This is a genomic window from Mesorhizobium sp. M1328 (assembly GCF_040318075.1).
Classification (GTDB): domain Bacteria; phylum Pseudomonadota; class Alphaproteobacteria; order Rhizobiales; family Rhizobiaceae; genus Mesorhizobium.
This window is the reverse complement of the sequence record NZ_JAMYLO010000028.1, coordinates 44573-70901: the sequence shown is the minus strand read 5'-3', so window position 1 is coordinate 70901 and position 26329 is coordinate 44573. Positions and strand designations below refer to the sequence as shown.

Here is a 26329-nt window from a genome sequence, read left to right as displayed (position 1 = left end):
GCGCTAGGCCGCGCGCCTGGTCCATGGTCAAGCGGCCATGATCGCCGGCATCGGATGGATTGCATGGAACGGAACGCAAAGCCGGTTCCAGGTGTTGATCATGCCGAGCGCAACCGACAGCTTGACCAACTCTTCCTCCGAGAAATGCTTGAGCGTCCGTGCATAGAGTTCGTCCGACACACCGTTGTCGGCGATCCTGGTCAGCGCATCGGTCCAGGCGAAGGCTGCGCGTTCGCGCTCTGAAAACAGCGGCGATTCCTTCCAGGCGGAGACGAGATAGATCCGCTGCTCGCTTTCGCCTTCGCGGCGCGCTTCGCGGCTGTGCATCTCGACGCAATACGAGCAGCCGTTGATCTGCGACGCCCTGAGCTTGATCAGATGCAACAGGCTTTTTTCGAGCCCGCATTCGTCGACTGCCTTGTTGAGCGCCGACACCGCCTTCATGATCTCCGGCGCCGCGCCGAAAAATTGCAGCCTCTGTTTCATCGTCTGTAGCCTTTCATGCTTGCTTGGTTGAACTTGATTTCTGCGGCCGCTGGTGGCGCTCGACGAAGGCACAGTTGGCGGCGACCGAACGGGGATCGGCATCGGTCGTGTATTCTGCCACGATGTCGGACAGCCGGGCGTCGGCGAGCGCGGCGCGATAGGCACGCTCGGCCTTCAGCATGGCCACGTTGATGCCGCAAGGTTTGACATAGACCGAGGCATCGAGCTTCGCCGGGCCGCGCTGGCGGATTTCGGCGCAGCGGAATGCCGGTTCGCGCCCTTCGACGGCCAGCACGATATCGAGCAGCGTTATGCGTTCCGCCGGCCGCGCCAGCCGGTAGCCGCCGGACGGCCCCGGCACCGATTCCAGAATGCCCGACGCCGTCAGCGCGTTGAGATGCTTTAGGAGATAGCTCGGCGACAGCCCGAACGCTTCGGACATGGCCGCACCCGGCAAGGTCGCGGCGCCATCAACACCGGCAAGCATCGCGGCGCAATGAATGGCCGCTTCGACGCCTTCGCCCAGCTTCATTTCGCTCTCCTGTTCATGGATATAGATTATCGTGGATAGTTTTTATCCGCAATAGGAAAATTAAAAAGCGGCGCCCGTGAACGCCGCTTTTTTTCGCAATGCTATTCCGCCGCCACCTTGGCCATCGGATTGTTCGGATGCGTCGTCCAGTTGGCATAGATCGGCGACACCGGCTTGCCGGTGCGCTGATCCATCACACCGACCGCCAAAGGCTCCATGGTGATGCAGTTCTCGACCGGACAGACATTGACGCAGAGATTGCAGCCGACGCATTCGGCCTCGATCACCTCGAAATGCCTGACGCCGTCCACCATGCTGGTGATCGCCTGGTGCGCGGTGTCCTCGCAGGCGATGTGGCAGCGGCCGCATTTGATGCAGGCGTCCTGGTCGATATGCGCCTTGGCGATGTAGTTGAGGTTGAGATACTGCCAGTCGGTGACGTTGGGCGTGGCGCGGCCGATGATGTCGTCGAGCGTGGCATGGCCCTTCTCGTCCATCCAGTTTTCCAGGCCGGCCATCATCTCCTGCACGATCTTGAAGCCATAGGTCATCGCCGCCGTGCACACCTGCACATTGCCGGCGCCGAGCGCCATGAATTCGGCGGCGTCACGCCATGTGGTGATGCCGCCGATACCGGAGATCGGCAGGCCCTTCGTTTCAGGGTCGCGCGCGATCTCGGCCACCATGTTCATGGCGATCGGCTTCACCGCCGGACCGCAATAGCCGCCATGCGAACCCTTGCCGTCGATCGTCGGCTCCGGTGCGAAATTGTCGAGATTGACGCCGGTGATCGAATTGATGGTGTTGATCAGCGACACCGCATCGGTGCCGCCGGCAAGAGCGGCGCGTGCCGGCTTGCGTATGTCGGTGATGTTGGGCGTCAGCTTGGTAATCACCGGCATGCGGGTGTTGGCCTTGCACCAGCGCACCACCATTTCGATGTATTCCGGCACCTGGCCGACCGCCGCACCCATGCCTCGTTCCGACATGCCATGCGGGCAGCCGAAATTGAGCTCGATGCCGTCGGCGCCGGTCTCCTCGACCACCGGCAGGATCGCCTTCCACGCGTGCTCCTCGCAAGGCACCATCAGCGAGACGACAATCGCCCGGTCCGGCCAATCCTTCTTGACCTGCTTGATCTCGCGCAGGTTGACCTGCAGGTCGCGGTCTGTGATCAGCTCGATGTTGTTGAGGCCGAGCAGACGACGGTCGGCGCCCCAGATCGCGCCGTAGCGCGGACCGTTGACGTTGACCACCGGCGGCCCCTCTTCGCCGAGCGTCTTCCAGACAACGCCGCCCCAGCCGGCCTTGAAGGCGCGTATGACATTGTAGGCCTTGTCGGTCGGCGGCGCCGAGGCCAGCCAGAACGGGTTCGGCGACTTGATACCGACGAAATTGTTGCGGATGTCTGCCATGCTCATGCCCTCCCGTTCGAGGTCAGTGCCCGATGAATGCTTTCCGCCGCGTCGCGGCCTTGCGCGACGGCCGAGACTGTCAGGTCGTCGCCGCCAAAGATGCAGTCGCCGCCGGCCCAGACGTTTGGCAGCGACGTGCGGCCTTCGGCGTCGACCTTGATGCGGCCGGCTTCCAGCGCGATCTCCGCACCGCTGCCGTTGAGCGCAGCCGGGACAAAGCTCTGGCCGATTGCCTTGAACACCTGGTCGGCGGTCAGCGTCAGCCGCTCGCCGGTGCCGACGAGCCGGTCGCCGTCCATCGCGGTGTATTCGAGCTCGATCGCCGACACCTTGCCGCCGTCGGCAATGACCCGCTTCGGCTGCAACCAGTGCCGGATGATGACGCCGTTGGCGGCAGCCAGATCCTGCTCGAATTCGGAGGCGTTCATGTGCTCGGGGCCGCGCCGATAGCAGATCGTCACCTCTTCGGCTCCGAGCAGCTTCGATTGCACCGCCGCGTCGATCGCCGTCATGCCGCCGCCGATGACGACAACACGCCGGCCGACTGGCAGGCTGGCCAGATCACTGGCCTGACGAAGCTCCGCAATGAACTCGACAGCATTGGTGACGCCTTGCGCCTCCTCGCCATCCGCTCGCAAGGCATTGACGCCGGCAAGCCCCATGCCGAGGAACACCGCATCGTAATTCCTGGTCAGGTCCGACAGCTGGTAATCACGGCCGAGCGCCTTGCCGTTCTGGATGTCGATGCCGCCGATCGACGTGACATAGTCGACTTCGGCCTGGGCGAAATTGTCGACGCTCTTATAGGCCGCGATACCGTACTCATTGAGGCCGCCGGGCTTCGGCCGGGCTTCCAGGATGGTCACGTCATGGCCGTAGCGGGCGAGCCGATGCGCGGCTGCAAGCCCGGCCGGTCCGGCGCCGACCACGGCGACCGTTTTGCCGGTCGGTTCGGAGCGCTTGTAGAACTGCTTGCTTTCGGCCATGGCGACATCGGTGGCATAGCGCTGAAGGCGGCCAATCTGCACCGGCTTGCCTTCTGCCACCTCGCGCACGCAGACCTCTTCGCACAGCGTCTCGGTCGGGCAGACGCGGGCACACATGCCACCCAAAATATTCTGGTCGAAAATCGTCTTGGCTGAGCCGATCGGATTGCCGGTCGAAATCTGGCGGATGAACAGCGGGATGTCGATCGAGGTCGGGCATGCATTCATGCACGGCGCGTCATAGCAGAAATAGCAGCGATCGGACTCGACCAGTGCCTCGTGATGATCGAGCGGTGGATGCAGGTCGGCAAAATTATCGGCATATTGCTCCGGCGAGAGCCGCCCGCCGGCAATGCCTTGCTTGAACTGGCCTTCTGGCATCATCAGTTCCCCATGTTCTTGTTTTGGGGAAGGCTAGCACGTTTTATTTTTTTATCAATTGGTCAATTTTCGGCGCAAGCAACTGAAAAGCTTCAACAAACATGACAATAATAGTCATGTTTTCCAAACGGCCATGCGTCACGAAGCAGGTACGGAACCGCGTTCAGGACCGCCGACCCAGAAGCCCAGCGCCCTGACTGTGCCTTGGGCCGTATGCACGGGAAGCCACCTGACCGAACCGATGCTCTCGCGGTCGTCGATCTCGCGCCGCAACAGCCTTTCGACCTGCAGCGGTTTTTTCGCCTTCCGGCAAGCGGTAGATGACGCCGTTGCATCGCCCGCCCCGCTCGAGCGCCATCATCAGCCCGGGCTGCTCGACGCTGCCGCGCCAGCGGACCATGTCGAGACAGAAGGACCGGTGCCAGCCAAACGTGGTAGCGCGTTGTCGTTCGACGGACTCGAAGGCCGGCTTCCAGATCAGCGAACCATAAGCGAACACCCATAAGGGGGCCTTGTCTGCTTCGCCTGAGAGACGCAAGGCAAGAGCCCGGAAATCTTCGTCGGTCAGCTGCGTCCAGCTGCGGTCGGGGCCGAGATCGGTCTCTTCCCGATGGCACAGTGCGACAAGTTCGGAAGTGAGCGACATCCGGCGCATGGATCAACAACCCCTCGTTGACTGCAAGCAAAATCGAAAACCGCAGGGCGCGCAACCCGGTAACATTTCCAATTTGCCGTCATCTTTTTTGGTTGGCTGTCGGATTTTCGTCGTGAAGATCGTCTTAGAATAGATCGCGCATGATCGATGTACAAACCGCAAGGAGCACGACAATGCCACAGTCCCCGATGCCCTTCTTCTGGTACGAGCTGATGACCACCGATCTCGACGCCGCCGAGGCGTTTTACACCTCCGTGGTGGGCTGGCGGGGGCAGCCATTCGAAGGGGCCCCGGGCATGCCGCGCTATATCGTGATGAATGTCGGCGAGCGCGGCGTCGGCGGGCTGATGACGCTGCCCGAGGACGCGCGCAAGATGGGCATGCCGCCGGCCTGGATCGGTTATATCCTCACCAGGGATGTCGATGCCGCAACGGCCTCCCTCAAGAAGGCTGGTGGCGCGGTTCACCGCGAGCCCGACGACATTCCTGGCGTCGGCCGCTTTGCCGTCGTTGCCGATCCGCAAGGCGCGATGTTCAACTTCCTGCAGCCCAGCGGCCCCGACCAGCCGCCGCTACCGTTGGCGACACCCGGCAACATCGGCTGGCATGAGCTCTATACGTCAGACTGGAAGGCGGCGTCCGATTTCTATTCCAGCCAGTTCGGCTGGGAGAAGGGCGACGCCATGGATATGGGTCCGATGGGCGTCTACCAGCTCTTTGCCTTCGGCGGCGAGCCCGTTGGCGGTATGATGAACAAGCCCGAGCAGATCCCGGTCCCGGTCTGGCAGTTCTATTTCAACGTGCCCGGCATCGACGCGGCAGCCAAGCGTGTCACCGACAATGGCGGCAAGATCCTGATGGGTCCGATGGAGGTCCCCGGCGGCAGCTGGATCGTGCAGTGCACGGACCCGCAAGGCGCCCATTTCGCGCTAATGGCACCGGTGCGGTAGCAACGTCGCGTCGCGATTGGCGAAACCGGCAGCAAAAACCGATCTCCCCCCTCGAGGGGGGAGATGTCCGGCAGGACAGAGAGGGGCGCTGTCCCTCCAACCTTACGCTCTTTGAGAACTATTCCGGCGTCAGCACGGAAACTTTGAGATCGGGCTTCTTGGCGCCGCTGAGCTGGATGGTCGCCGGGCCGGCGGCTAGCTTGAAGCGCACGCTCTTGCGGATCCCCGGACAGGTTTTTATGCCACTGAAAGCCGCCGACTTCACCGCTTTACCGTCCTGAACGACATCGATCCAGGCCTCATCAGACAGGCTGATCTGGAGCTCTCCCTCCGGGGGCACGGCCACGCTCGCCGTCGCGCCGAATGTACCGGCTGCCGGCGCGCGTTCCGGCGGAACGGTGAAGCTGATCGTGCCGACCGGCGCCAACGCCACATCTGCAGCCTCGCCGACCGAAAGGTCAGCGCCGGACTGCGCGGCGGGCGCCGCCGCAAACAGGGCCTCCTCGCGCGTCACCGGCCATTTGAAAGCAGCACAGCCGGCGTCGTCGGCCATGGCGACGCTGGTGCCTGCAAGGATGGCGAATAGGCTGACGACGACTTTTCTCATGGCAAACGGAACCCACATGGTTTGGAGTGTCTGGATCTCAGTACAACTATAGCGGTTTAAATACAACCCTGGAGAGAAAAATATTGAAAGACGAGGAACATTTCCATCACTGATTGTTGATGGCGGGGCCATGCGAAGTGAATGGTCCCCTGCCGGGCGATAATCTATGGCCGGTTCGGGGGTAAAATGGAGTCTTAGATGAAGCTTTTCGACGGCCTTGCCAGATATCAGCCGCAGGCTCTGGCCGCATTGCGCATCATGACGGCACTGCAATTCATCGAACATGGTACGCAAAAGCTGTTCAATTTTCCCGCCGGCGACCATGCCGGTACATTGACCGGGCTGACGCTGACCGCTGGCCTCCTCGAATTCGTGCGCTTGGGCTCTTCGCCCGGCCGGTCGCCTTCCTCCTGGCTGGCGAGATGGCGATCGCCTATTTCATGGCGCACATGCCGCGCGACTTCTTCCCCATCAACAATGGCGGCGATTCGGCGATCTCGTTCTGCTTCATTTTCCTCTATCTGGTGTTTGCCGGTCCGGGTGCCCTGGCCCTCGACAACCGGCGCAACAGCTGAGGCGTCGGCGCGTCTTCACCCGCGCATCCGCTCGAAATTGGCGTCGAATAGCGGCGCCGATTGCATGCGCGCTGCATGACGTTTGCCCAGGACCTCGATCTCGAAACCGTCGGCCTCATCGGCGATCTCCTTCGGTACATAGCCCATGGCGACAGATTTCTTGGAATGATGTGCGTAGCCGCCCGACGTGACCCAACCGCGCACGGCACCGCCATGCCAGATTGGCTCGTCGCCGATGACGTCGGCATCGACAGTATCGACGACAAAGGCCCGCAGCCGCAGTCTGCCGCCTTGCTTGCGCTCGGCCAGCGCCGCCTGCTTGCCGATGAAATCGGCCTGCTTGCCGTAGGCGACGAAGCGGTCGAGCCCGGCTTCCAACGGCCCGTAGATCGGCCGGTATTCGCGCGCCCATGAGCCGTAATTCTTCTCAAGCCGCAGCGCATTGAGCGCGCGCGAGCCGAACAGGCCGATGCCGAATTCCTCCCCCGCGGCCATCAAGGCTTGCAATGCCGCACGCTGATATTCCGGAGCGACCCAGATTTCGTAGCCGAGATCGCCGGTGTAGCTGACGCGCCCGACCAGGCATGGCGCCATGCCGATGTCCATCCTGCTGATGGCCATGAACGGAAAGGCCGCATTCGACACGTCCGACCGTGTAACCTTTGCCAGCACGTCGCGCGCGCTCGGCCCGGCGATCGACAAGCCGGTGAGCTTTGCCCCGAGCGCCTCGATGCTGACAGAGCCGTCCTTCGGCAGATGCGCTTCGAACCAGCGCATGTGGTACTGCTCGGCGACGCCGGAGCCGGCCAGGAACCAATCGTTATTTTCAGAATTTGGACCGCCGAGATTGGCCAGCGTGAAATCGCCAATCAGCCTGCCGTCTTCCTTCAGCATCGGCGCCAGCGTCATGCGGCCGGGCCTTGGCAGCTTGCAGGCAAGCAGACGATCAAGCCAAGCCGCCGCCCCCTCGCCCGTCACCTTGTACTTGGCGAAGCTCGAAATCTCCGACAGGCCAACGCCTTCTCGAACGGTCTTGACCTCATTTGCGACATGCTCGAAATCGCTCGAGCGCCGCCAGGAGAATTCGTCCTTGACGCCTTCGGGCGCGTACCACAGCGGCACCTCCAGCCCATAGGCGACCCCCCATTGCGCGCCCTTGGCCGACAACAAATCGTAGACCGGCGTCGTCTTGAGCGGCCGTCCAGCCGACAGCTCCTCGTTCGGGAAGCGGATCGAAAACCGCCGCGAATAGTTTTCGCGCACCTTGGCGTTGGTATAGGCCATCGTCGCCCAGTCGCCGTAGCGCGACACATCCATCGCCCAGATATCGGCGCCGGGATCGCCTTCGATCATCCAGTTCGACAGCGCCAGCCCGACGCCGCCGCCCTGCGAGAACCCCGCCATGACACCACAGGCCACCCAGAACCCCGGCAGGCCGCGCACCGGCCCGATCAGCGGATTGCCGTCCGGCGCGAAGGTGAAGGGCCCGTTGATGATCTGCTTGATGCCGGTGTTCTGGAAGGCCGGGAAATGCCGGAAGCCGACCTCCAGCGACGGTGCGATGCGGTCGATGTCGGGTTCGAGCAGCTCGTGGCCGAAATTCCATGGCGTCTGGAACTCGGACCACGGCTTGTTGGCCTTTTCGTAGGTGCCCATCAGCATGCCGCCGCGCTCTTGGCGCAGATAGAGCTCGCCGTCGAAATCGACGGCATGGATGATCTCTGTGCCGGTCTTTTGGTTCCAGGCAGCGACTTCCGGCATGTCCTCGGTGATCAGGTACATGTGCTCCATCGCCAGCACCGGCAGCTCCAGCCCGACCATGCGGCCGACCTCGCGCGCCCACAGGCCGCCGGCGTTGACGACATGCTCGGCCACCACCTCACCCTTGTTGGTAATGACACGCCACAGGCCGTCGGCGCGCCGCACAATATCCTCGACCTTGGTGAAACGCTCGACCTCGGCACCAAGCTTCCTCGCCGCCTTGGCGTAGGCGTGGGTAACGCCGGACGGGTCGAGATGACCGTCCTCCTTGTTGCGAACGGCGCCGACGAACTGCTTGGGGTCGAGCAGCGGCATCAGCTCGGCCGCCTCATCAGGCGATATCTCCTCGAGCTCGATGCCGAGATAGCGGCCCTTGGCGACGACGCCGCGCAGCCAGTCGAGCCGCGCCTCGGTCGCCGCCAGCAAGACGCCGCCAGTCAGATGCACGCCGGTCGCCTGGCCGGACAGTTCCTCGATCTCCTTGTAGAGCGAGATTGTGTATTTCTGCAGCTTGGCGACATTGGGGTCGCCATTGATGGTGTGCATGCCGCCGGCCGCGTGCCAGGTCGAACCGGAGGTCAGCTCGTCGCGCTCCAGAAGCACGATGTCGGTCCAGCCGTGACGGGCCAGATGGAACAGCACGGAGCACCCGACGACGCCACCGCCGATGACCACGACCTTTGCATGCGATTTCATGGGATTCTCGTCATTTCAAAGAGTTGGTTGGGTTTCATGATTCTGTAGGAGAAGAGAATGAATCTGAACAAGAAGAGCAGCGCTTAAGGCTCGCTTTGCCCGATCGCTTCCTTGCGCTTGGCCACGTACGCCTCAAGCGCCTCGCGCCTGGAGATTTCCATCACCGGCTCGACATAGTCCTCCAGCGCCTTCTTCCACAGCCTCGTCGCCCGCGCCGTGGCATCGAGCCCGCCGGCCTCCTGCCAGGCCTCGAAATTCTGCCAGTTGGACAGCATCGGCTGGTAGAAGGCCGTGGCGTAGCGCTCCAGCGTGTGCGGCTCGCCGAAGAAGTGGCCGCCGGTCGGAACCGCACCCAGAGCCTCGACGGCAAGCTCGGCCTCGTTGACTTCGATCGGGCGCAAAAACTCCATCATGTGCTGGATCATCTCGACGTCGATGATGAACTTTTCGAACGACGCTGTCAGTCCGCCCTCCTGCCAGCCGGCGGCATGGTAGACGAGATTGCCGTGGCCGAGCACCGCGCCCCACAGCGCCATCAGCGTCTCATAGGCGCCTTGCGCGTCGGCGGCATTGGAAGCCGAGCCCGGTGTCGTGCGGTAAGGCAGCTTGTAGCGCCGCGCCAACTGTCCGGACGCTATATTCGCCTTGGTGTTTTCAGGCGTGCCAAAAGCCGGCGCTCCCGATTTCATATCGACATTGGAGGTGAAGGCGCCATACATCACCGGCGCGCCGGGGCGGACGAGCTGCGTCAGCACCACGCCGAACAGCGCCTCGGCATTCTGCTGGGCGAGCGCGCCGGCAAGCGTCACCGGGCTCATCGCCCCCATCAGCGTGAACGGCGTCACCGCGACGGACTGGCCGAATTCGGCCATCGTCATCAGCCCCTCGGCCATCATCTCGTCGAAGCGGCGCGGCGAGTTGACCGAAATGATCGTGGTGACGCCGGGATCGTCGCGCATCTCGTCAAGCGTCAGTCCGCGCGCGATTGCCATCATTTCGATGCCGTCGAGCGCCCTGCCGCGGCCGATGGCCGAGACGTGAAAGCTTTTGTCGGTTAGTGTCAGATTGGCGAAATAGGTGTCGAGTTGACGGGAATTCGCCGGCAGTTCTATCGGCGCGCAGACCTGGTTGCCGAGCATGTGGATGCAGTTGAAGTGCTGCGCCAGCCGGACGAGATCGGAATAATCGCGCAAATTGCCGGCACGGCGGCCGCGCTCCATGTCGTGCACATTCGGCGGCCCGGCGACGAGCGTGAAGTTGATTGTATTGCCGCCGAGGTGGACGGCATGGGCGGGATTGCGCGGCGTCAGCGTATAGCTGGACTGTGTCGTCCTCAGCGCTTCCTCGATCATGCCGCGATCGATGCGGACGTTCATCGAGGCATGATCGACCTTGGCCCCGGCCTTCTCGAACAGCGACAGCGCCCGCTGGCTCATCACCTCGATGCCGAAATTCTCCAGGATATGCATCGACGCCTGGTGGATCGCCTCGATCTGGTCGGCCGAGAGCATCGCCATCGGCGGATACGGATTTGTAACCCGCCTGAGCGGCAGTTGCGGGATGGCGGTCGGTCCCCTGTTGCTGGTTCGCTCGGCGCCGCGCTTGCGTCTTGGTTCGCTCATGCGGCGCATCAAAGCGCCGGCACGAAGATCGAGCTGTCAAGAATCCGCCACCTGCGGGCGTGATTTTAGCCAAGGCGCCATTGCGGGAATTTCACGTCGGTAAAAGCGACAACAAACGTCGGAATGTTCATACTTCCTCAGCGCCTGCCAAAGCGACCGACGAGCCGTTAAGAAACGCCGCAAGATTCCTTTTATGTTTTCGGCCTAATGCTCTTCCAATGCGTAGGTCGAGTTTTAGTAAAATTGTAGCGATTGCCGTGCCGCTGACACTTTCGGCCTGCGCGACGCCGCCGAACCACATCAACGATGTCTGTGCCGTTTTCGACCAGAATGACGGCTGGTTCGACAATTGGCAGGCGGCGGCACAACGCGCCGAGCAGAAATACGGTGTGCCGGTTCCCGTGCTGATGGCGACGGTGCGCAAGGAATCCGGCTTCAAGAGCAATGCCAGGCCGCCGCGCACCAAGCTGCTGGGTTTCATTCCCTGGAAACATATCTCCAGCGCCACCGGCTTCTCGCAGGCGCTCGACGGGACCTGGGCGCAATACCAGAACGAGACCGGCAGCTGGGCGGCGCGCCGCACCAGGTTTGCCGATGCCGTCGATTTTGTCGGCTGGTATCATTCCAAGACCGCCGACACACTCGGCGTCGCCCGCAACGACACCTACAATGTGTATCTCGCCTACTATCTCGGCTGGAACGCCTATAAGCGCGGCAATCGCGGCGACGCCGACGTGCAGCGCTATGCGCATGCCACCGAACAGATGGCGCAGGACTACGCCGCGCAGTTACGGCAATGCACGCCCTAGCGTATTAACGGCTCTCAGCCGCCCTTGGGTTTGCGCGGCTTGCGCGAGGCGTCCTCGGCCTGGCGGCCGTCGCCGACAATCGGCGGCATGATTGGTGCCACCGGGCTGCCGGCAGAGCTTGAGGTGCCGCCGGTCTCTGAAACCTCGTCGCGAACCTCGTGACTTCGGGCTTTGGCGACCGCTTCGGCATTCTCCGCTGCCTGACCCTCGGCATCGGCTTCAACGCTGCCAGTCTTTCCATGCGGGCGCTTGGGCGGATCTCCGGCAAAGCCTGGGCCAACACCGTGGTTTGCATCCTCGGGCACGCCCTCATTCGCGGCGTGCTCCTTGTCGAATTTGATCACCGGCTCCATTTTCGCCAGCACGTCGTCGGACAGCCAGCACAGGCTCATATGGCCGTCGCCGAGATTTTTGACTGGCGGCACCTTGGTTTCGCAAAGATTGTCCGGCACCAGTTTCTTGTAGCCGCAGCGCGTCTGGAACGGGCAGCCAGAGGGCGGGTTCATCGCCGACGGAATGTCGCCTTCGAGCACGATGTGCCTTTTCACCACGCTGGTATCGGCAATCGGAATCGCCGACAGCAGCGCCTCGGTGTAGGGGTGATAGGGCGGCGAAAAGATCTGGTCGGTCGTGCCTTGCTCGACGATATAGCCGAGATACATGACGACGACGCGGTCGGCGATGTAGCGCACCACCGACAGATCGTGGCTGATGAACAGCATCGTCGTCTTGTTCTTGCGCTGTATGTCCATCAAGAGCTCGGTCACCGCCGCCTGGACCGACACATCCAGCGCCGAGACCGGCTCGTCGGCCACCACCACCTTGGCGTCGCCGGCAAAGGCACGCGCCACGCCGATGCGCTGTTTCTGGCCACCTGAAAGCTGGCGCGGCTTGCGCGTCTCGAACGCCCTTGGCAGCTTCACCAGGTCGAGCAACTCCAGCATCCGCTTGCGGCGGTCGGCCACCGTGTTGCCGACATTGAACTTTTCCAGCGTACGGATGATCTGCGAACCGACCGAATGGCTAGGATTGAGTGTGTCGAACGGATTTTGAAACACCATCTGGATCGACGATACCGTGTCGACGGAACGCTTCTCGATCCCGGTCGACTGGATCTCCTTATTGCCGAGCTTCACGCGGCCAGAGCTTGCCGTTTCGAGGCCGAGCAGCACCTTGGCCAGGGTCGATTTTCCGCAGCCGGATTCGCCGACGATAGCGACGGTCTCGGATTCGCGCGCCATGAACGAGATCGTCTCGTTGGCCTTGACGACGCGGCCCTCGCTCGAGCCGAACACTTCGCTGCCGCCGACCTTGTAGTACTTCCGGAGGTCTTCGATCTGGAGCACCGGCGCACCGGGCACCACCCGCTCGTTGACCTTCTTGGCGCCGGGCGGCAGCGCCTCCCAGTCGATTTCGTTGAAGCGCACGCAGCGCGAGAAATGCCCGTCATGGCCGTCGACCGCGATCATCGGAATTTCGGCGGCGTTGCAGACGCCCTCGACGAAATGGTGGCAGCGCGGGCCGAAATTGCAGCCCTTCGGCCGCTCGTGCGGTAGCGGCAACTGACCCGGGATGGATATCAGCGGCCGCGAATTCTTGTCGGCGCCCGGCAACGGGATCGAGCGGAACAGGCCTTGCGTGTAGGGATGGCGCATCCGGTCGAAGACGTCCTTGATCTTGCCCGTCTCCACCGCTTCGCCCGAATACATCACCGTGATGCGGTCGCAGGTCTCCAGGATCAGGCCGAGATTGTGCGACACGAAGATCATCGAGGTGCCGAACTTCTCGCCCAGCCCCTTGACCAGGTCGACGATACCGGCCTCAACTGTCACGTCCAGAGCCGTCGTCGGCTCGTCGAGCAGAAGCAGCGCCGGTTTCGACAGCAGCGCCATGGCAATGACGATGCGCTGCTGCTGGCCGCCGGAAAGCTGGTGCGGGTAGGAACGCATCATGCGCTCGGGATCCGGCAACTTCACCGCGCGCACCATTTCCAAAGCGCGTTTATAAGCTTCGTCCTTCGACACCTTGTCGTGGATCAGCGGCACTTCCATCAGCTGCTGGCCGACCTTCATCGCCGGGTTCAGACTGGCCATTGGCTCCTGGTAGATCATGGCGATCTTGTTGCCGCGGATGGCGCGCAGTTCCTCGTCGGACAGTTCTCCCATGTCCTTGCCCTGGAACTTGATCTTTCCGCCGACGATCTTTCCGATGTTGGAGAGGTCACGCATGATGCCGAGCGACACGGTCGACTTGCCGCAGCCGGATTCGCCAACGATGCCCATCGCCTCGCCGGGCATGACCGTGCAGGAAAAATCCATGACGGCCGGGATCTCGCCCTTGCGGGTGAAGAAGGAGATCGACAGGTTCTCGATCTCGATGATCGGCCCATTGGTCGGCCCATTGGTCGGCTTGGCGGGATTTCGAACTGCCTCATTCATGGGTCGCTCCAATCCTTGTTCTTCAGGCATGTCGGGCCGAACCCGGCATCGATCTTTCCCGGTATCAATCTTTCATCGACTGTTCGCGCAACGAATCCGCCAGGAGGTTGAGGCCGAGCACGAACGACATCAATGCGATCGTCGGCGGCAGCGCCGGGTGGATGAACGAGCGCAGCAGCCGGCTGGCATCCTTGATCGCCGTGCCCCAGTCCGGGCTTTCCGGCGCCAGCCCCAGCCCGAAATAGCCGAGCGTGCCGAGCAGGATCGTAGTGTAGCCGATGCGCAGGCAGGCGTCGACGATCAGCGGCCCGCGCGCGTTGGGCAATATCTCCCACAGCATGATGTACCAGGGCGATTCACCGCGCGTCTGCGCCGCCGCAACATAGTCGCGCGTTTTGATATCCATGACCAGACCGCGCACGATGCGGAACACGCCCGGGCTGGAGGCGAACACCACCGCCACGAAGATGTTGAGCTGGTTGGGATCGATGTGGATGATCTTGAACGGATCGGCATCGAAGACAAGGCCGGCATAGATCCAGCCGCCAACGACCAACGTCAGGCCAAGCAGGATATAGAGGCGGTCGGGGCGGTTCTTGTAGCGCGTCCAGAACAGCACACTGAAGAAGATGATCGGAAACAGGAAGAACAGCCCTGCCATCGCGTAGGGGATCGGCGTGTCCATGATGCCCGGCGTCACCAGCAGGTAGAACAGCAGGATCACCGGGAAGGCCAGCACAAGGTTTGCGAGGAAGGACAGCACCGTATCGATCTTGCCGCCATAATAGCCGGCCGGAAGGCCGAGCGTAATGCCGACCATCAGTGCAAAACCGGTGGCCGCCGGCGCGATGATCAGCACGATCTGGCTGCCATAGACCATTCGGGAGAACACGTCACGGGCGAGCTTGTCGCCGCCGAAGAGATAGGCGAGCCCCGATTGCGGATCGATTGCCCCAGGCAGCGCGTCCTTCATGATCGGCACCTGGGCGAGCGGATCGAAGGGCGCGACCGTCGATGCGAAGATCGCCGTGAACAGCCAGAACAGGCAGATGCCGACGCCGACGATGCCGACGCCGCTGTCGAAAAGCTGGCCGTAAAGGCCAAGCTTCTTCTTGTAGCCGAAGCTCGCCCCCATCACCAGGGCGAGAGCGATCCAGACCGGCCAGAAGCGGGTAAGCACGCCGAGTACGACGTTGAAGGCGCTGAGATATTCGACCTGCATCCGCTGGTCTCCTATTGAACTCTGATGCGCGGATTGAGGAACGCGTAGCCGACATCGGAGATGAGCTGTGTGATCAGGACGATAAACACCGAGACCAGCGAGCAGCCGAGCAGAAGATCGATGTCGTTGTTGCCGGCGGCCTCGACCAGCGTGTAGCCGAACCCCTGGTAGCGGAACATCACCTCGACGATGACGACGCCGGTGAGCAGCCAGGGAAACTGCAGCATGATGACGGTGAACGGTGCGATCAGCGCGTTGCGCAGAGCGTGCTTTATCACCACGCTGCCGAAGGAGAGGCCCTTCAGCCGGGCGGTTCGGATATATTGCTGTGTCATCACCTCCACCATCGAGGCGCGGGTCATGCGGGCGATGTAGCCGATGCCGTAGATCGCCAGCGTCATCACCGGCAAGGTGAAATTGTAGAAGGTGATGCCCTGGCTGGCCGAGGCCGCCGAACCGTTCAGCACGCCGAGCCAGGAGGCGAAGATGACGGTGAAGATGACGCCCGAAACATATTCGGGCGTCGCCGTCGAGGCGATCGAAGCCACCGACAACGTGCGGTCGGTGCGGGAGCCCTCGCGCATGCCGGCAAGAATGCCGATCAGGAGCGAGACGGGCACCATAACCGCAAGCACGCAGAGCATCAGTATGCCGGTCGCGCTGAGCGCCGGAAAGAGCTTTGAGGCGACCGTCGTCTTGAACTTGGTCGAGCAGCCGAAATCGCCCTGCAGGATGCCGGAGAATGTCGGCACGACCGGATCGTTGCAGAAGGAGAAACGCTGTGCGGGCTTGCCGGTCGCCGGGTCGGTCACCGGCTGCTTGGGCATGACGCCCAGCCATTGGCCGTAGCGGATAAAGAAATTCTGCCGATAGCCATGGTTGACCAGCCAAGCTTCAAGCTGCTCGGCCGAGGTGTGCATTTCGGTCTGGCTGATCGCCAGCTTTTTCAGATTGGGCCCGAGATTGACCAGGAAGAAGACGATCATCGTCAGACACAGCATCGTCAATGCCATGGTGCCGAGACGCCTGATAACGAAAGAAAGCATGGCGGTCCCCTGCCGGTCGGGTTGGGGGTTGGAACCGGTTTGCAAGCCGTGCCCTGCCGCCAGCGGCAGAACAAGCCTTCAGACCAGTCCCAGATGCAACACCCTTTTTATTGCAGACCCCGACCGAAGAGTCCGCAACTTTTTGCTGCGCCGACTTCCGGTCCAAGGACCATGCAAAGAGCGACGGAAAGGGGCGAGACGCCCCTTTCCGGATCGTCCGGTCAGGCCTGGTCGAGCCAGACCTTGCCGTAGTCGCGCTCGAAGGTCGGGTGCATCTTGTAGTTCTGCACCGCCTTGACCGAATGGCTGTAGAGCTTGCGCCAATAAGGCTGGATGATAATGCCGGAATCCTGCAGGATCTGCTCGATATCCTTCATCATTTCCTTGCGCTTGGCTGCGTCGGCAACCGCGAGCGCAGCGTTGAGCTTGGCATCCCACTCCGGGTTCGACCAGGCCGTCTCGTTCCAGGCTTCACCTGTACGATAGCCGATCGCCAGAACCTGGACGCCGAGCGGCCGCATGTTCCAGTTGGTCATCGACAGCGGATACTTCGTCCAGTCGTTCCAGAAGGTCGAACCCGGCAGCACCGTACGCTTCACCTTGATGCCGGCGTCGCGCATCTGCGCGGCGATCGCATCGCCTGTGTTCTTGTGCCAGTCCTCGTCGACCGTGATCAGCTCGTGCTCGAAATCGGCTTGGCCGGCTTCCGCCATCAGCGCCTTTGCCTTGGCCGGGTCACGAGCAACCTTCGGCAACTCGTAGTATTCCGGATGGATCGGGGCGACATGGTGGTTTTCGGCAACCGTGCCGGCATTACCGTAGCCGAGCTGGAGGACGACAGCGTTGTCGACTGCGAGCTGCAGGGCGTTGCGAACCTTCTGGTCGCCGTAAGGCTTGTTGGTCACATTGGTGCGGCAGACGATCGTCGAGGCGGTGACAACCTCGGACTTCGCCAAGTCCATGCCGTCGAGGATCGACACATAGTCGGCCGAGGTTTCGAAATTGGTGTGCACTTCGCCAGCTTCGAAAGCGCTGACCATCGCCGCCGGATCGGTGCCGTAGTCGATGAACTCGATGCCGTCCAGGAACACCTCGCCATCCCACCACTTGTTGTCCTCACGACGCTTGTAGACCACTTTCTGGCCGACATCGTAGGAGACCAACTCGAACGGGCCGGTTCCGATCGGGCAGGCTTTGAAATCGCCGCCCTTCTCGTCGAAGGTCTTGTGGACGATAAGGCCGGGATAGTCGCACACGTTCGGAATGAGGGCGATATCCGGCTTGCTGAGCGTCAGCTTGATCGTGTGGTCATCGACCTTGGTCACCGCGCTCTCATCCAGCTTGTCGTCCTTGACCAGCGAACCGAGGCGACCGGGCATGGAATTGCCTTCGGCCTTCTTGTCGGCCCAACGCTTGAGGTTGAAGATGACGTCGTCTGCGGTGAACGGATCGCCGTTGTTCCAGGTGACGCCTTTGCGCACATGCAGCGTGTATTCGGTAGCGTCGTCATTCACGTCCCAGCTCTCCAGCAGATAGGGGCGGAATGTGTATTCGGTGGTATATTTGACCAGCGGCTCGAGCGCCTGACGCTCGGCATTGGCGATTTCCGACCAGTCGGACTTGCGCGGATCCTTCGGATCCTTGATCCATTGCGCGACCTTCAATACGCCGCCTTTCTTGCCCTGGACCTCTTCCGCCTTGGCCGGCGTCGGGTCTGCAAGGCCAAGCATGCCATAGGCCATCGCCGTCGACGCGCCGAAGACGCTGGCGAGAGCCAGAAATTCGCGACGATCCATCTTGCCTGCCTTGGCGTCTTCGGCCATGGCCAGGATGTGATCGGGAACGCGGTCGCCGTTACTCTTGTAGATCGTCATGAATAACTCCCATTGTTGGCTTTCTGCCTTTTAACATTCCGCATTCGCGCCATGATGTCAAAGACGGCACGGATTGGGAACATGCCAAGGAATGTGCAACTTTGAAAGCAGGGCGGTTCGCGCGATAACGACAGTCTTGGCGCAAATTTGCTACTGCGCCAGGGATTTCGTCCGAAATCTCAACGGGCGATTAAACTGGGACATTCGCGGCTGCGTCGCGCGTTCTTCGGACAAGCAACCGTTCTGCGCGAACGGCTGGTTTCAATATTCCCGTTCGTAGAAAACACCGCCTTTGGCTTCGCCGGCGTCGGTTGCCTCGCCACGCAGCTTGACGCCGCGCCCCACGTCGAGATCGACGGTTGCCTTGCCCGAGCCTGGCCTGTCGCCCTTCTGGATCGTCACATAGGTGCGGTCGTTGAGATACTTGCCCGCCGAGACGGCGGTGCCGCCCTGTTCGTCGGTGATTACGTCGAGATCGTCGACGCCGATCGCGCTGCGCAGGTTCTGCAGCAGGGAGGTCGAGCCGCCAACGCCGGCCAATTGTCCGGCAGCCTCGGCAAGCTGCGCGATCTGCAGCGGCGACAGGTTCGACATCGAACGGCCGAAGATCAGCTGCGCCAGCACCTCGTCCTCCGGCAGCGCCGGTACCGAGGAGAAGGTGAATTTCGGGTTGGTCGCCTCGCCCGACACCACGATGGTCACGGTGGCGCTGGTCGTCTTCGATTGCGCCGTGAGGTTGAGGTAGGGCACCAGAGAGCCGGAAAAGCCGACCGTGCCTTCCGTGAAGGTCAGCCGCTTGGCAAGGATCGTCAGCCGTCCGCGCCGCAACGTGAAGGTGCCGACCGCCTGGGGTGACGATGCCGGGCCGGTCAGCCGCAGCGAACCGCCGAGCTCGGCGTCGAGGCCCCTGCCCTGGATGAAGATCTGGCTCGGCGCATTGACCGTGACGTCGAGGTTGAGGCCGCTGCCGCCGCCACCGCTGCTTGCAGCGGCAGGGCGCAACGCCTTGTCCTGCGCACGCACGGCGGCAGGCGCATTCTTGTGCTTGACGTTGAGCTCGGCCAGCGAACCGGGCAGCTTTTCGGGTACAGTGATGACGGTCTTGGCCAGGTTGACGGTACCGGAAATCACCGGCGCGGAGGTGAGCGGTCCCTTGACGGTCAGGTCGCCGCCAAGATTGGCGGTGACCACCTTGCCGTCGGTATAGCGGCCGTCAACGAGCTTGACCGACAGATCGGCCGGAAAACCCTTAGCCGGATCGATGCCGACGGTGCCGCTTGCCGAAAGGCTGCCGCGCGTCGACAGCGTGCCGGTCAGGCGATTGATCCTTGCCACGCCGCCACCGATGGCGACATCGGCAGTGATGTCGTTGATCGCAAGCCCCGAGCGCGCGTCGAGCAGTCGGGCGCCTGACGTGCGAACCGTGCCTGAGATCACCGGCGACGTCGCCGGGCCGCGCACCTGCACATCGACGTCGGCCGTGCCGCTCAGAGACAGGCCTTGTGCGGCGAGGGTCCTGGTGAGGAAGGCGAACGGCACCTTGCCGGAAAAGTTGAGATCAAGGGTGGGCGCGCCTGATGTCGTCATCGTGCCGCCGCCCTTGAGGCCGAGGCCAGCGGCATCGCTCATGTTGGCGTCGAACGTCAGTCTGTTACCCGAATATGTACCTGAGGATGAAACACCCATGCCGCCGAAACCTGCACCACGGGTCTGCGAGGTCTGAACGCCTGCGGCCTCGATCTTGAAGGCAACGGCCGGATTGGCCGGCGCGCCCGTCACCTTCACAGTGCCCGAGATGGAACCGGCGGCATCGAGGCCCGGCGAAAAACTGTTGGCTATCGAGATCGGTACGCGCGCCAGCGTCGCGTTGAGGTCGAGCGCTTGCCCAGCCTTGCCCATGACCGTCGCCGTGCCGCCGCCGAGATTGAGCACCAGCCTGTCGAGGCTGGTCACTCCATTGGCGATGTTGATGGTCGAGGCCTGGGCGATGGCCGCCTTGATGCCGCGGATGGTCGCCTCCCCGGTGGCAAGTTCGACCGTCGTCGTGCCCTTGACCGCCTTGACCCGGCCGGCGGCCTTCAGGGGAATATCCTTGACGGAGGCGCCACCGGAGAAGCCGGTCCATTCGCCGTCGCGCTTGAGATCGACGTCGACGCCCCGAATAACCGTGCCGCCGGAGGTCACGTTGTCGGCACGGATTTTGCCCGAGATCACCGGTGCCGCCAGATAGTTGGCGATCAGCGCATCGATCGTCACGGCCTTGGCCGAGACATCGCCGCGCGAGATCGAGCCGGTCGTCGCCTTGACGGCGACTTGCGGCACGGTGCCCGCCTTGGAGAAGGCGATCGTGCCGCGCACATCGCCATTGGCCTTTTCCAGTGCCAGGGCCGCAAGCGGACCGATATCGGGCAGGTCGAGCGCCACGGTGCCGGCCGGTACGAAGGCATCGTCGAGCGCCAGGTCGCCGGAGATACGGTTCTTGCCGAGCGACAGCAAAAGCCCGTTGATGGCGCGTTTGCCGTCCGATGTCGCCAGCACGGCACTGCCCTGCAGCGGTTGGCCCCCGATATTTCCGATGAGTTGCACATTCGCAGCCGGGTTGGCGGCATCAGCCTTGCCGGTGGCAGTGAGCTTCAAGCCAGTGATCTCGCGCGCCGCGACCGAAAGCCTGTCGCTGTTGACAGTCAGCGACAGATCCGGCGCGGTGCTGGCGCCTTGCGCATTCAGCGCGAAAGAAATGGCGCCTTTGGCGTCCTTGGATAGCAGCGAGACGTCGCCTAGCGCGCCTTTGACGTCGGCGTTGAGCTTGTTGTCGGCAAGGCTCGCCTGCCCGTCTGCCGTCAGCGAACCGGACGACAGCCTGACGGCGTTGGCGGTGACATTGCCGTTGGCGTCCCGCTTCAGCGCGGCACTGAATTGCGTTCGCTCGGCGAGCACGCCACGCACCGCCACCGGCAGCGCCCCCGACGCGGCATCCGCCCTGATATTGAGGTCGATGTCACCGTCGGCCAGCGAGACCCGCCCGTTGAAGCCGCTGTTCAACGCGTCGCTGATCACAGTGCCGCTATCGATGATGACAGCGTCGGCGGCAAGGCTGCCGGCCAGTTTGGCAGTGACCTTGCCGGCGATCAGCGGCGCGATGGTCGGATTGTCGAGGCCGATTTTTTCGGCAGTCACGGTGCCGGAGATCGGCCCGCTCCGGGCTTTCACGTCGAAGCGATCGGAGTGCAGCGCAAGCGTGATGCCCTCGACCTTAGCGAGATTGGTGGCGGCCGATGGCAGCGTTGCGGAAATGTCGAGCTTCGGCTGGGTGCCCTGCCCGGCCGCCGTTAGCGATATCGCCTGCAGCTCAAGCTTGATCGGGCTCGCCTTGCTGCCGAGCGACAGCGGCAGGTTCGGGCCGGTCGAGGTGAGATCGAGCGAGAAATCGCTGGCGCCGTTCGGATTGATGGTGCCGGCTGCCTTGCCGGAGATTTTCTCGCCGGCAAGCGTCGCCTGCTCGATGGCCAGGCCGCTGACCGACGAGAAACGGCCTGCCGCATCGAGATCGAGCGGCCCGAGCCCAGCCTGCCGGGTCTGGCTGGTTTCGGCGCCGCTGAGCCGGGCGTTGAAGCGGATGTCGGGGGCAGCCGACGATCCCGTGACCTGCGCGGTGCCGCTGAGCGCGCCCACGGCATCGAGACCCGGTGAAAAATCATTGGCAAGCGCTGCCGGCACCGCCGACAAGGTGGCAGCGAGATCGAGTGTCTGGCCAGCCGTACCCGACACGGCAATCGAACCACCGCCGACACCGAGCGCCAGTTTCTCTATGCTCACCCTGCCATTGGCGATTGTCAGCGCCGATGGCTGCGCGATAGCTGCCTTGATGCCGCGGATGGTCGCCTCGCCCGAGGCAAGCTCGATGCTGGTGGTGCCGTTCGCAACCCTGACCCGCCCGGATGCGCTGGCCGGAATTCCGGCGACCGTGGCGCCGCCGCTAAAGCCGGTCCAGTCGCCATCGCGCTTCAGGTCGACATCGATGCCGCTCATCACCGTAGTTCCGGAGGTGATCGTGTCGGCCTTGATCTTGCCGGAGATTGCCGGGGCTTTGAGATAATTGGCGACCAGCGCGTTGACGGCGATTGTCTTCGCCGCCAGTTCGCCGCGCGAGATCGCGGTGCTCGTCGCATCGATCGCGACCGTCGGCGCTCCGTTGTCGTTCGCAAAGCGGATGGTGCCGCGCACGTCGCCGGCTACCGACTGGTCTGCGAGTGTGGCCAGCGGAGCAATATCGGCGGCATCGAGGGTCAACGTGCCGAGCGGCAACAGGTTGTCGTCGAGCCCGAGGTCGCCGGAGACCTTGTTGTCGGCCAGTGAGACGGCAAGTCCATTGATGGAGCGCTTGCCGTCGGTGGTGACCAGCGATGCCTTGAGGTCCAGCGGCTGGTCGTCGACCGAGCCGGTCAGCGAGACATCGGCGGCGGGACTGGCGATATCGGCTTTGCCGCTCGCGCTCAGCTTGATCTGCTTCACCGCATGGCCGGACGCCGTCAGGCTGTCGCTGTTGGCCGAAACCGAGAAATCCGGTGCGCTGCGCGCGCCGCTTGCGGTCAGCGCGAAACCGACGGCGCCGCCGACCTTGGCGCCGACCAGCGGCGACAGCACCGACACGTCGCCCAGCGTGCCCTTGATATCGGCCCGGATATCGGTGCCTTGCGCACTGGCGGTGCCGCTGGCGCTAAGCGTGCCTGAGGTGAGTTGCAATGCGTTCGCGGCGAACGCACCGTCCGGGTCGCGTGTCGCGGTTGCGGAAAACTGCACCCGCTGGCCGAGAACCGAGCTGATCTGCGGCGGTAGCGCCGTCGAAGCCGCGTCGGCATTCATCTTGAGCGTCATCGACAGATCGGCAAGCGCCACTGTGGCCGTTACGGACGCATTGAGCGCGTCGCTGCGTAGCGTGCCTTCGTCGACGACAATCTGTTCCTTGCTGACCGAGCCGGCGAGACCGGCGCTGACCCTGCCCGTTACCAGCGGCGCCAAAGTCGCGACGTCGGTGTTCAGGCCGGCCGCCGTCAGCTTGATGGTGACGGGCCCGCTACGGTTCTGGATGTCGAAACCATCGGAATGCACTTGCCCGATCAGGTCGTCCACCCGCGTGCCGCCCGCCACCACCGAGACCAGCGACGCGCCGATGTCCACCATCGGCGCCTTGCCATCGCCGAAAGCGCGGGCCGTGGCATCCTTGATCGCCACGGTTATCGGCTGTGCCTCGCTGCCGAGGCTGAGCACGATCGGCGTCCCTTTCGCCGCGAGTTTCACAGAAAGATCGCTGGCGCCGTTCGGATCGACAATGCCGGCGGCGGTAGCGTGCATGGCGCCGCTGTCGATATTGGCGCGCTCGACATCGACGCCGCCGGCCGCGGTCGCTGTGCCGGCGAGGTCGAAGCTGGTCTTGCCGGCAAACAGCGGTTTCAGAGTTTCGGGCAGGAAGCGCTCGAATTCGCCATCGCCATTGGCCTCGACATAATGACCCTTGTCGGTGAGCTGATGGCGACCGGTAAGCTGGGTGACGATCCGGCCGTCGACAACGAAGGTCCCGATGCCATTCCAGTTGGCGAGCGGTCCGGTGCCGGAAACGACAATGTTGACCGGCGGCGCGCCCGGCAGGTTGAGCAGGTTGGCGATGATGCCGCCGGCCGGCTCGGATGCTTTAAGGTCGAGGTCGAGCTTGTTGTCGGCCGGCGCGAAATGGGCTTTGGCGTCGACCGTGCCTTGCTTGCCGTCGTGGCGAACGATGTTGAGGTTGGTCTCGATCGCCAATGGCGAGGCATCCGCCTTGAGCGCTCCCTTGGCTGTAAGTTCGGCGACCCCGCTGCCGGCCAGAGCCTGCCCGAGCGCGATTTCGGGAAGGTCGAGCTGCTTGACGTCGATGGAAACCGGCAGCGTCGTCGCTCCGCTTTGGCTCGGCTGTGTGCTGGCCACCGGCAGCCTTGCCAACTCGATACGCTCGGCGCCAATGCGATCGGCGCTGAAGCTCTTCGACAGAAGTGCCAGCGGCGACCAGTCGACAGCCACCTTGCGCGCCACCATCCAGGCGCCTTCGCGATCCTCCAGAACGACATGATCGACCCTGAGCGCGCCCGACCAGATGCCGTCGATGCCGACGACAGTGACCTTGCGATCACCGGTCGAGGCCATAGTCGAGATGATGCCGGCAAGGTTTTCGCGGCCGCCCTCGGTTTTGGTCAGCACGACGAGCGCCCCCACCGCCGCTGCCACGATGATGAGCAGCGTGTAGAAAAGGATACGGAGGATGCGCCTGAATATTGCCATCAGAATGCCTGGCCGATGCCGGCATAAATGCCGAAATGAGGATCGTCGGGGCCGCGGTTGAGCGGCACTGCCGCGTCGATGCGCAGCGGCCCGAACGCCGTCAGATAGCGCAAGCCTACACCCGCGCCGACCTTCATGTCCGAAAAATCGGGGACCTGCCTGGTCGACACCGTGCCGGCATCGACGAACGGCACGAGGCCGATCTTGTCGGTGACCGCGATGCGCATCTCGACCGAGGTCTCGAAGAAGGAAAGCCCGCCGATCGGCTCGCCGTTGCTGTCCTTCGGGCCGATGCCTTGATAGGCATAGCCGCGCACCGAGCCACCGCCGCCGGAGTAGAAGCGGCGGTCGGCCGGAACATCTTGAAGACCGGCGCCGATGATCGAGCCGATGGCGACACGTTCGGCGAAAACGAATTTCGAGGCCGAATCGAGCGACTGGTAGGCCGACCCCTCGCCCTTCAGCTTGACAAAGGCAGCCCCGCTCAAAATGTCGTAGCTCGGCTCGGCATAGGCCAGCACCCTGAAGCCCCGGGTCGGATTGAGCTTGTTGTCGCGATTGTCGTAGACATATTGCAGTGGAATGCTGGCGATCAGATACGTGTGCTTGCCGAAAGCGTCGTGGATTCTCGAATAATCAAGCGCGACTTGCGCGGAAACCGTCTGCTTCTTGTCGAGTTCGTAGGATAGGCCGGTGCTGCCCTTGACCGAGAAATGGTCGTAGGCGTCGGGGTGCTCCAGCACGGTATTGACGCTGGCAATGAATTTCGACGCCGGCCCTACCACGCCCGGCTTTTCGAACATGACGCCGGCATTGTAATTGAGCTGGGTCAAGTCGTTGCTGCCGATGCCGCTGATCTTGCCGTCGATGCGCAGCTTTTCGGCGCGGCCAAACAGATTGCGGTGCCCCCAATAGCCTTCGAGGCCCAGCCCTTCGGTATTTGAGAAGCTGCCGCCAATGCCGAAATAGCGCGGCTTGCGTTCGCTTACCTGGACACCGATCGGGATGTTGCCGTCGGCGTCGAGGGCGTCGGCTTCCTTCACCGTCACGCTGTTGAAGACCTCGAGCCCGAGCAGCCGGTCGCGTGCATCGTCGATCTCATCGGGCGAATATTGGCGGCCGCGCTTCAGGCCGGTCATATATTCGGTGAAGTCGCGGTCGACCTTTTCTGCGCCCTCGACAGTGGTGTCGCCATAGCCGGCGACCGGGCCGGCCGCGACGGTAAGCGTCACGTCGAGCGTCGAACCGGCGTGCTCGGCGACGATCTCGCGGCCCGTCACCTTGGCCAGCGGCCTGCCTTCTTGCTTGAGTGCCCGCACGATCGCCGCCTCGGCTTTGAGCACGGCGCCCGAACTGGCGTCACCGCCGGCGATCAGACCGAAATCGGCACTTGCCAGCCCCGCTGCATCGCCTTTCAGCCTGATGTTGCCAAGCGTGAATTTCGGCCCGGCTGCTATGCTTATCACCACCGGAATCGGCTGCGGGCCGGAAAACTCGGCATCGGGCGGCAGATCGTCGAGCGGCTTGCCCTGAATAGTGATGGTGACGACACCCTCGTAGCGGGCGTCCGCGTAGAGCGCGGCAACAAGTTGCTCACGGTCGCTGCGCGCCTTGGCCAAAAGACCCAGCGAACCTGATACCGGGTGTTCCTCGTCGGCTTTCAGCGCCGAGGCGTTTTCGAGCTTCTCGGCGAGATCCTTGTCGGCGTCCGGCGCCTCGATCGTCACCGCATAGCGCAGCGGGTCGACGATGTCGGCATCTTCGTCTTTGGATCCCCACAGTTTGATGCCGAAAATCTCGAAGGCGGCAGCGCTTCCGGTTTCGGCAACAAGTGCCGTCGAGCACAACAATGCGAAAAGCAGGGCGCGCGAAAGCGCGCGCCGTGGCGCGGTTCCTCCCGACATCTGCCTTTCATACGCCGGCATTACGCTCCTAGCCTAGTTCGCAAACCTAAAATTGGAA

At 62.9% G+C, this 26329-nt stretch carries 15 protein-coding genes and 2 pseudogenes; 3 read left to right on the top strand and 14 right to left on the bottom strand.

Annotated elements, in window-relative coordinates; genetic code table 11:
• Positions 1 to 27: 27 nt before the first annotated feature.
• From NKH23_RS31140 to NKH23_RS31120, 5 genes and pseudogenes are all read right to left on the bottom strand, one after another.
• Positions 28 to 486 carry a carboxymuconolactone decarboxylase family protein gene (locus NKH23_RS31140; protein ID WP_352912722.1) on the bottom strand — a complete coding sequence of 153 codons (459 nt, stop codon included), beginning with the start codon at positions 484 to 486 and terminating at the stop codon, positions 28 to 30.
• A 13-nt stretch (positions 487 to 499) separates the two neighbouring features.
• A complete protein-coding gene (locus NKH23_RS31135; RefSeq protein ID WP_352912721.1) occupies positions 500 to 1018 on the bottom strand; it encodes an RrF2 family transcriptional regulator in 519 nt (172 codons plus the stop codon).
• A 101-nt stretch (positions 1019 to 1119) separates the two neighbouring features.
• Entirely contained in the window at positions 1120 to 2433 is a 1314-nt protein-coding gene (gene preA, locus NKH23_RS31130; protein ID WP_352717103.1) for an NAD-dependent dihydropyrimidine dehydrogenase subunit PreA, read from the bottom strand.
• Between the two features lie 2 nt (positions 2434 to 2435).
• Complete coding sequence (locus NKH23_RS31125) at positions 2436 to 3800, bottom strand: NAD(P)-dependent oxidoreductase (protein WP_352716900.1); 1365 nt, start codon at positions 3798 to 3800, stop codon at positions 2436 to 2438.
• Positions 3801 to 3953: 153 nt separating this feature from the next.
• Positions 3954 to 4455: pseudogene (locus NKH23_RS31120) on the bottom strand (gamma-glutamylcyclotransferase); the annotation flags it as partial.
• Between the two features lie 173 nt (positions 4456 to 4628).
• Here NKH23_RS31120 and NKH23_RS31115 point away from each other — a divergent pair.
• Complete coding sequence (locus NKH23_RS31115; protein WP_352912720.1) at positions 4629 to 5405, top strand: VOC family protein; 777 nt, start codon at positions 4629 to 4631, stop codon at positions 5403 to 5405.
• A gap of 118 nt (positions 5406 to 5523) precedes the next feature.
• Here the strand turns inward: NKH23_RS31115 and NKH23_RS31110 are convergent, their stop codons facing one another.
• Positions 5524 to 6030, bottom strand: a complete 507-nt coding sequence (locus NKH23_RS31110; protein WP_352491127.1) for a hypothetical protein — start codon at positions 6028 to 6030, stop codon at positions 5524 to 5526.
• 180 nt (positions 6031 to 6210) lie between these two features.
• Here NKH23_RS31110 and NKH23_RS31105 point away from each other — a divergent pair.
• Positions 6211 to 6587, top strand: a pseudogene (locus NKH23_RS31105) (DoxX family protein).
• Between the two features lie 15 nt (positions 6588 to 6602).
• Here the strand turns inward: NKH23_RS31105 and NKH23_RS31100 are convergent.
• Together NKH23_RS31100 and NKH23_RS31095 are read right to left on the bottom strand one after the other, a co-directional pair.
• Positions 6603 to 9044 (bottom strand): GcvT family protein, encoded by a 2442-nt coding sequence (locus NKH23_RS31100; RefSeq protein WP_352912719.1) that lies wholly within the window; start codon positions 9042 to 9044, stop codon positions 6603 to 6605.
• 83 nt (positions 9045 to 9127) lie between these two features.
• On the bottom strand, positions 9128 to 10666 hold the full coding sequence (locus NKH23_RS31095; RefSeq protein ID WP_353036313.1) for a trimethylamine methyltransferase family protein: 1539 nt from the start codon (positions 10664 to 10666) through the stop codon (positions 9128 to 9130).
• 218 nt (positions 10667 to 10884) lie between these two features.
• Between NKH23_RS31095 and NKH23_RS31090 the strand changes: the two genes are divergently transcribed.
• Positions 10885 to 11475, top strand: coding sequence for a transglycosylase SLT domain-containing protein (locus NKH23_RS31090; protein ID WP_353036311.1), 591 nt, complete (start codon positions 10885 to 10887; stop codon positions 11473 to 11475).
• Between the two features lie 14 nt (positions 11476 to 11489).
• Here the strand turns inward: NKH23_RS31090 and NKH23_RS31085 are convergent, their stop codons facing one another.
• From NKH23_RS31085 to NKH23_RS31060, 6 genes are all read right to left on the bottom strand, one after another.
• The gene (locus NKH23_RS31085) at positions 11490 to 13913 is read right to left on the bottom strand and encodes a dipeptide ABC transporter ATP-binding protein (protein ID WP_352716910.1); all 2424 of its coding nucleotides are present in this window, start codon (positions 13911 to 13913) and stop codon (positions 11490 to 11492) included.
• Between the two features lie 64 nt (positions 13914 to 13977).
• The gene (locus NKH23_RS31080) at positions 13978 to 15135 is read right to left on the bottom strand and encodes an ABC transporter permease (protein WP_292663612.1); all 1158 of its coding nucleotides are present in this window, start codon (positions 15133 to 15135) and stop codon (positions 13978 to 13980) included.
• 11 nt (positions 15136 to 15146) lie between these two features.
• A complete protein-coding gene (locus tag NKH23_RS31075) occupies positions 15147 to 16181 on the bottom strand; it encodes an ABC transporter permease (RefSeq protein WP_292663614.1) in 1035 nt (344 codons plus the stop codon).
• A 221-nt stretch (positions 16182 to 16402) separates the two neighbouring features.
• Positions 16403 to 18055, bottom strand: coding sequence for an ABC transporter substrate-binding protein (locus NKH23_RS31070; protein WP_352716912.1), 1653 nt, complete (start codon positions 18053 to 18055; stop codon positions 16403 to 16405).
• Between the two features lie 261 nt (positions 18056 to 18316).
• Positions 18317 to 24367 (bottom strand): translocation/assembly module TamB domain-containing protein, encoded by a 6051-nt coding sequence (locus NKH23_RS31065; protein ID WP_352978816.1) that lies wholly within the window; start codon positions 24365 to 24367, stop codon positions 18317 to 18319.
• Positions 24367 to 26292 carry an autotransporter assembly complex protein TamA gene (locus NKH23_RS31060; protein ID WP_352978818.1) on the bottom strand — a complete coding sequence of 642 codons (1926 nt, stop codon included), beginning with the start codon at positions 26290 to 26292 and terminating at the stop codon, positions 24367 to 24369. Before NKH23_RS31060 ends, NKH23_RS31065 begins: the two co-directional genes overlap by 1 nt.
• Positions 26293 to 26329: the final 37 nt, after the last annotated feature.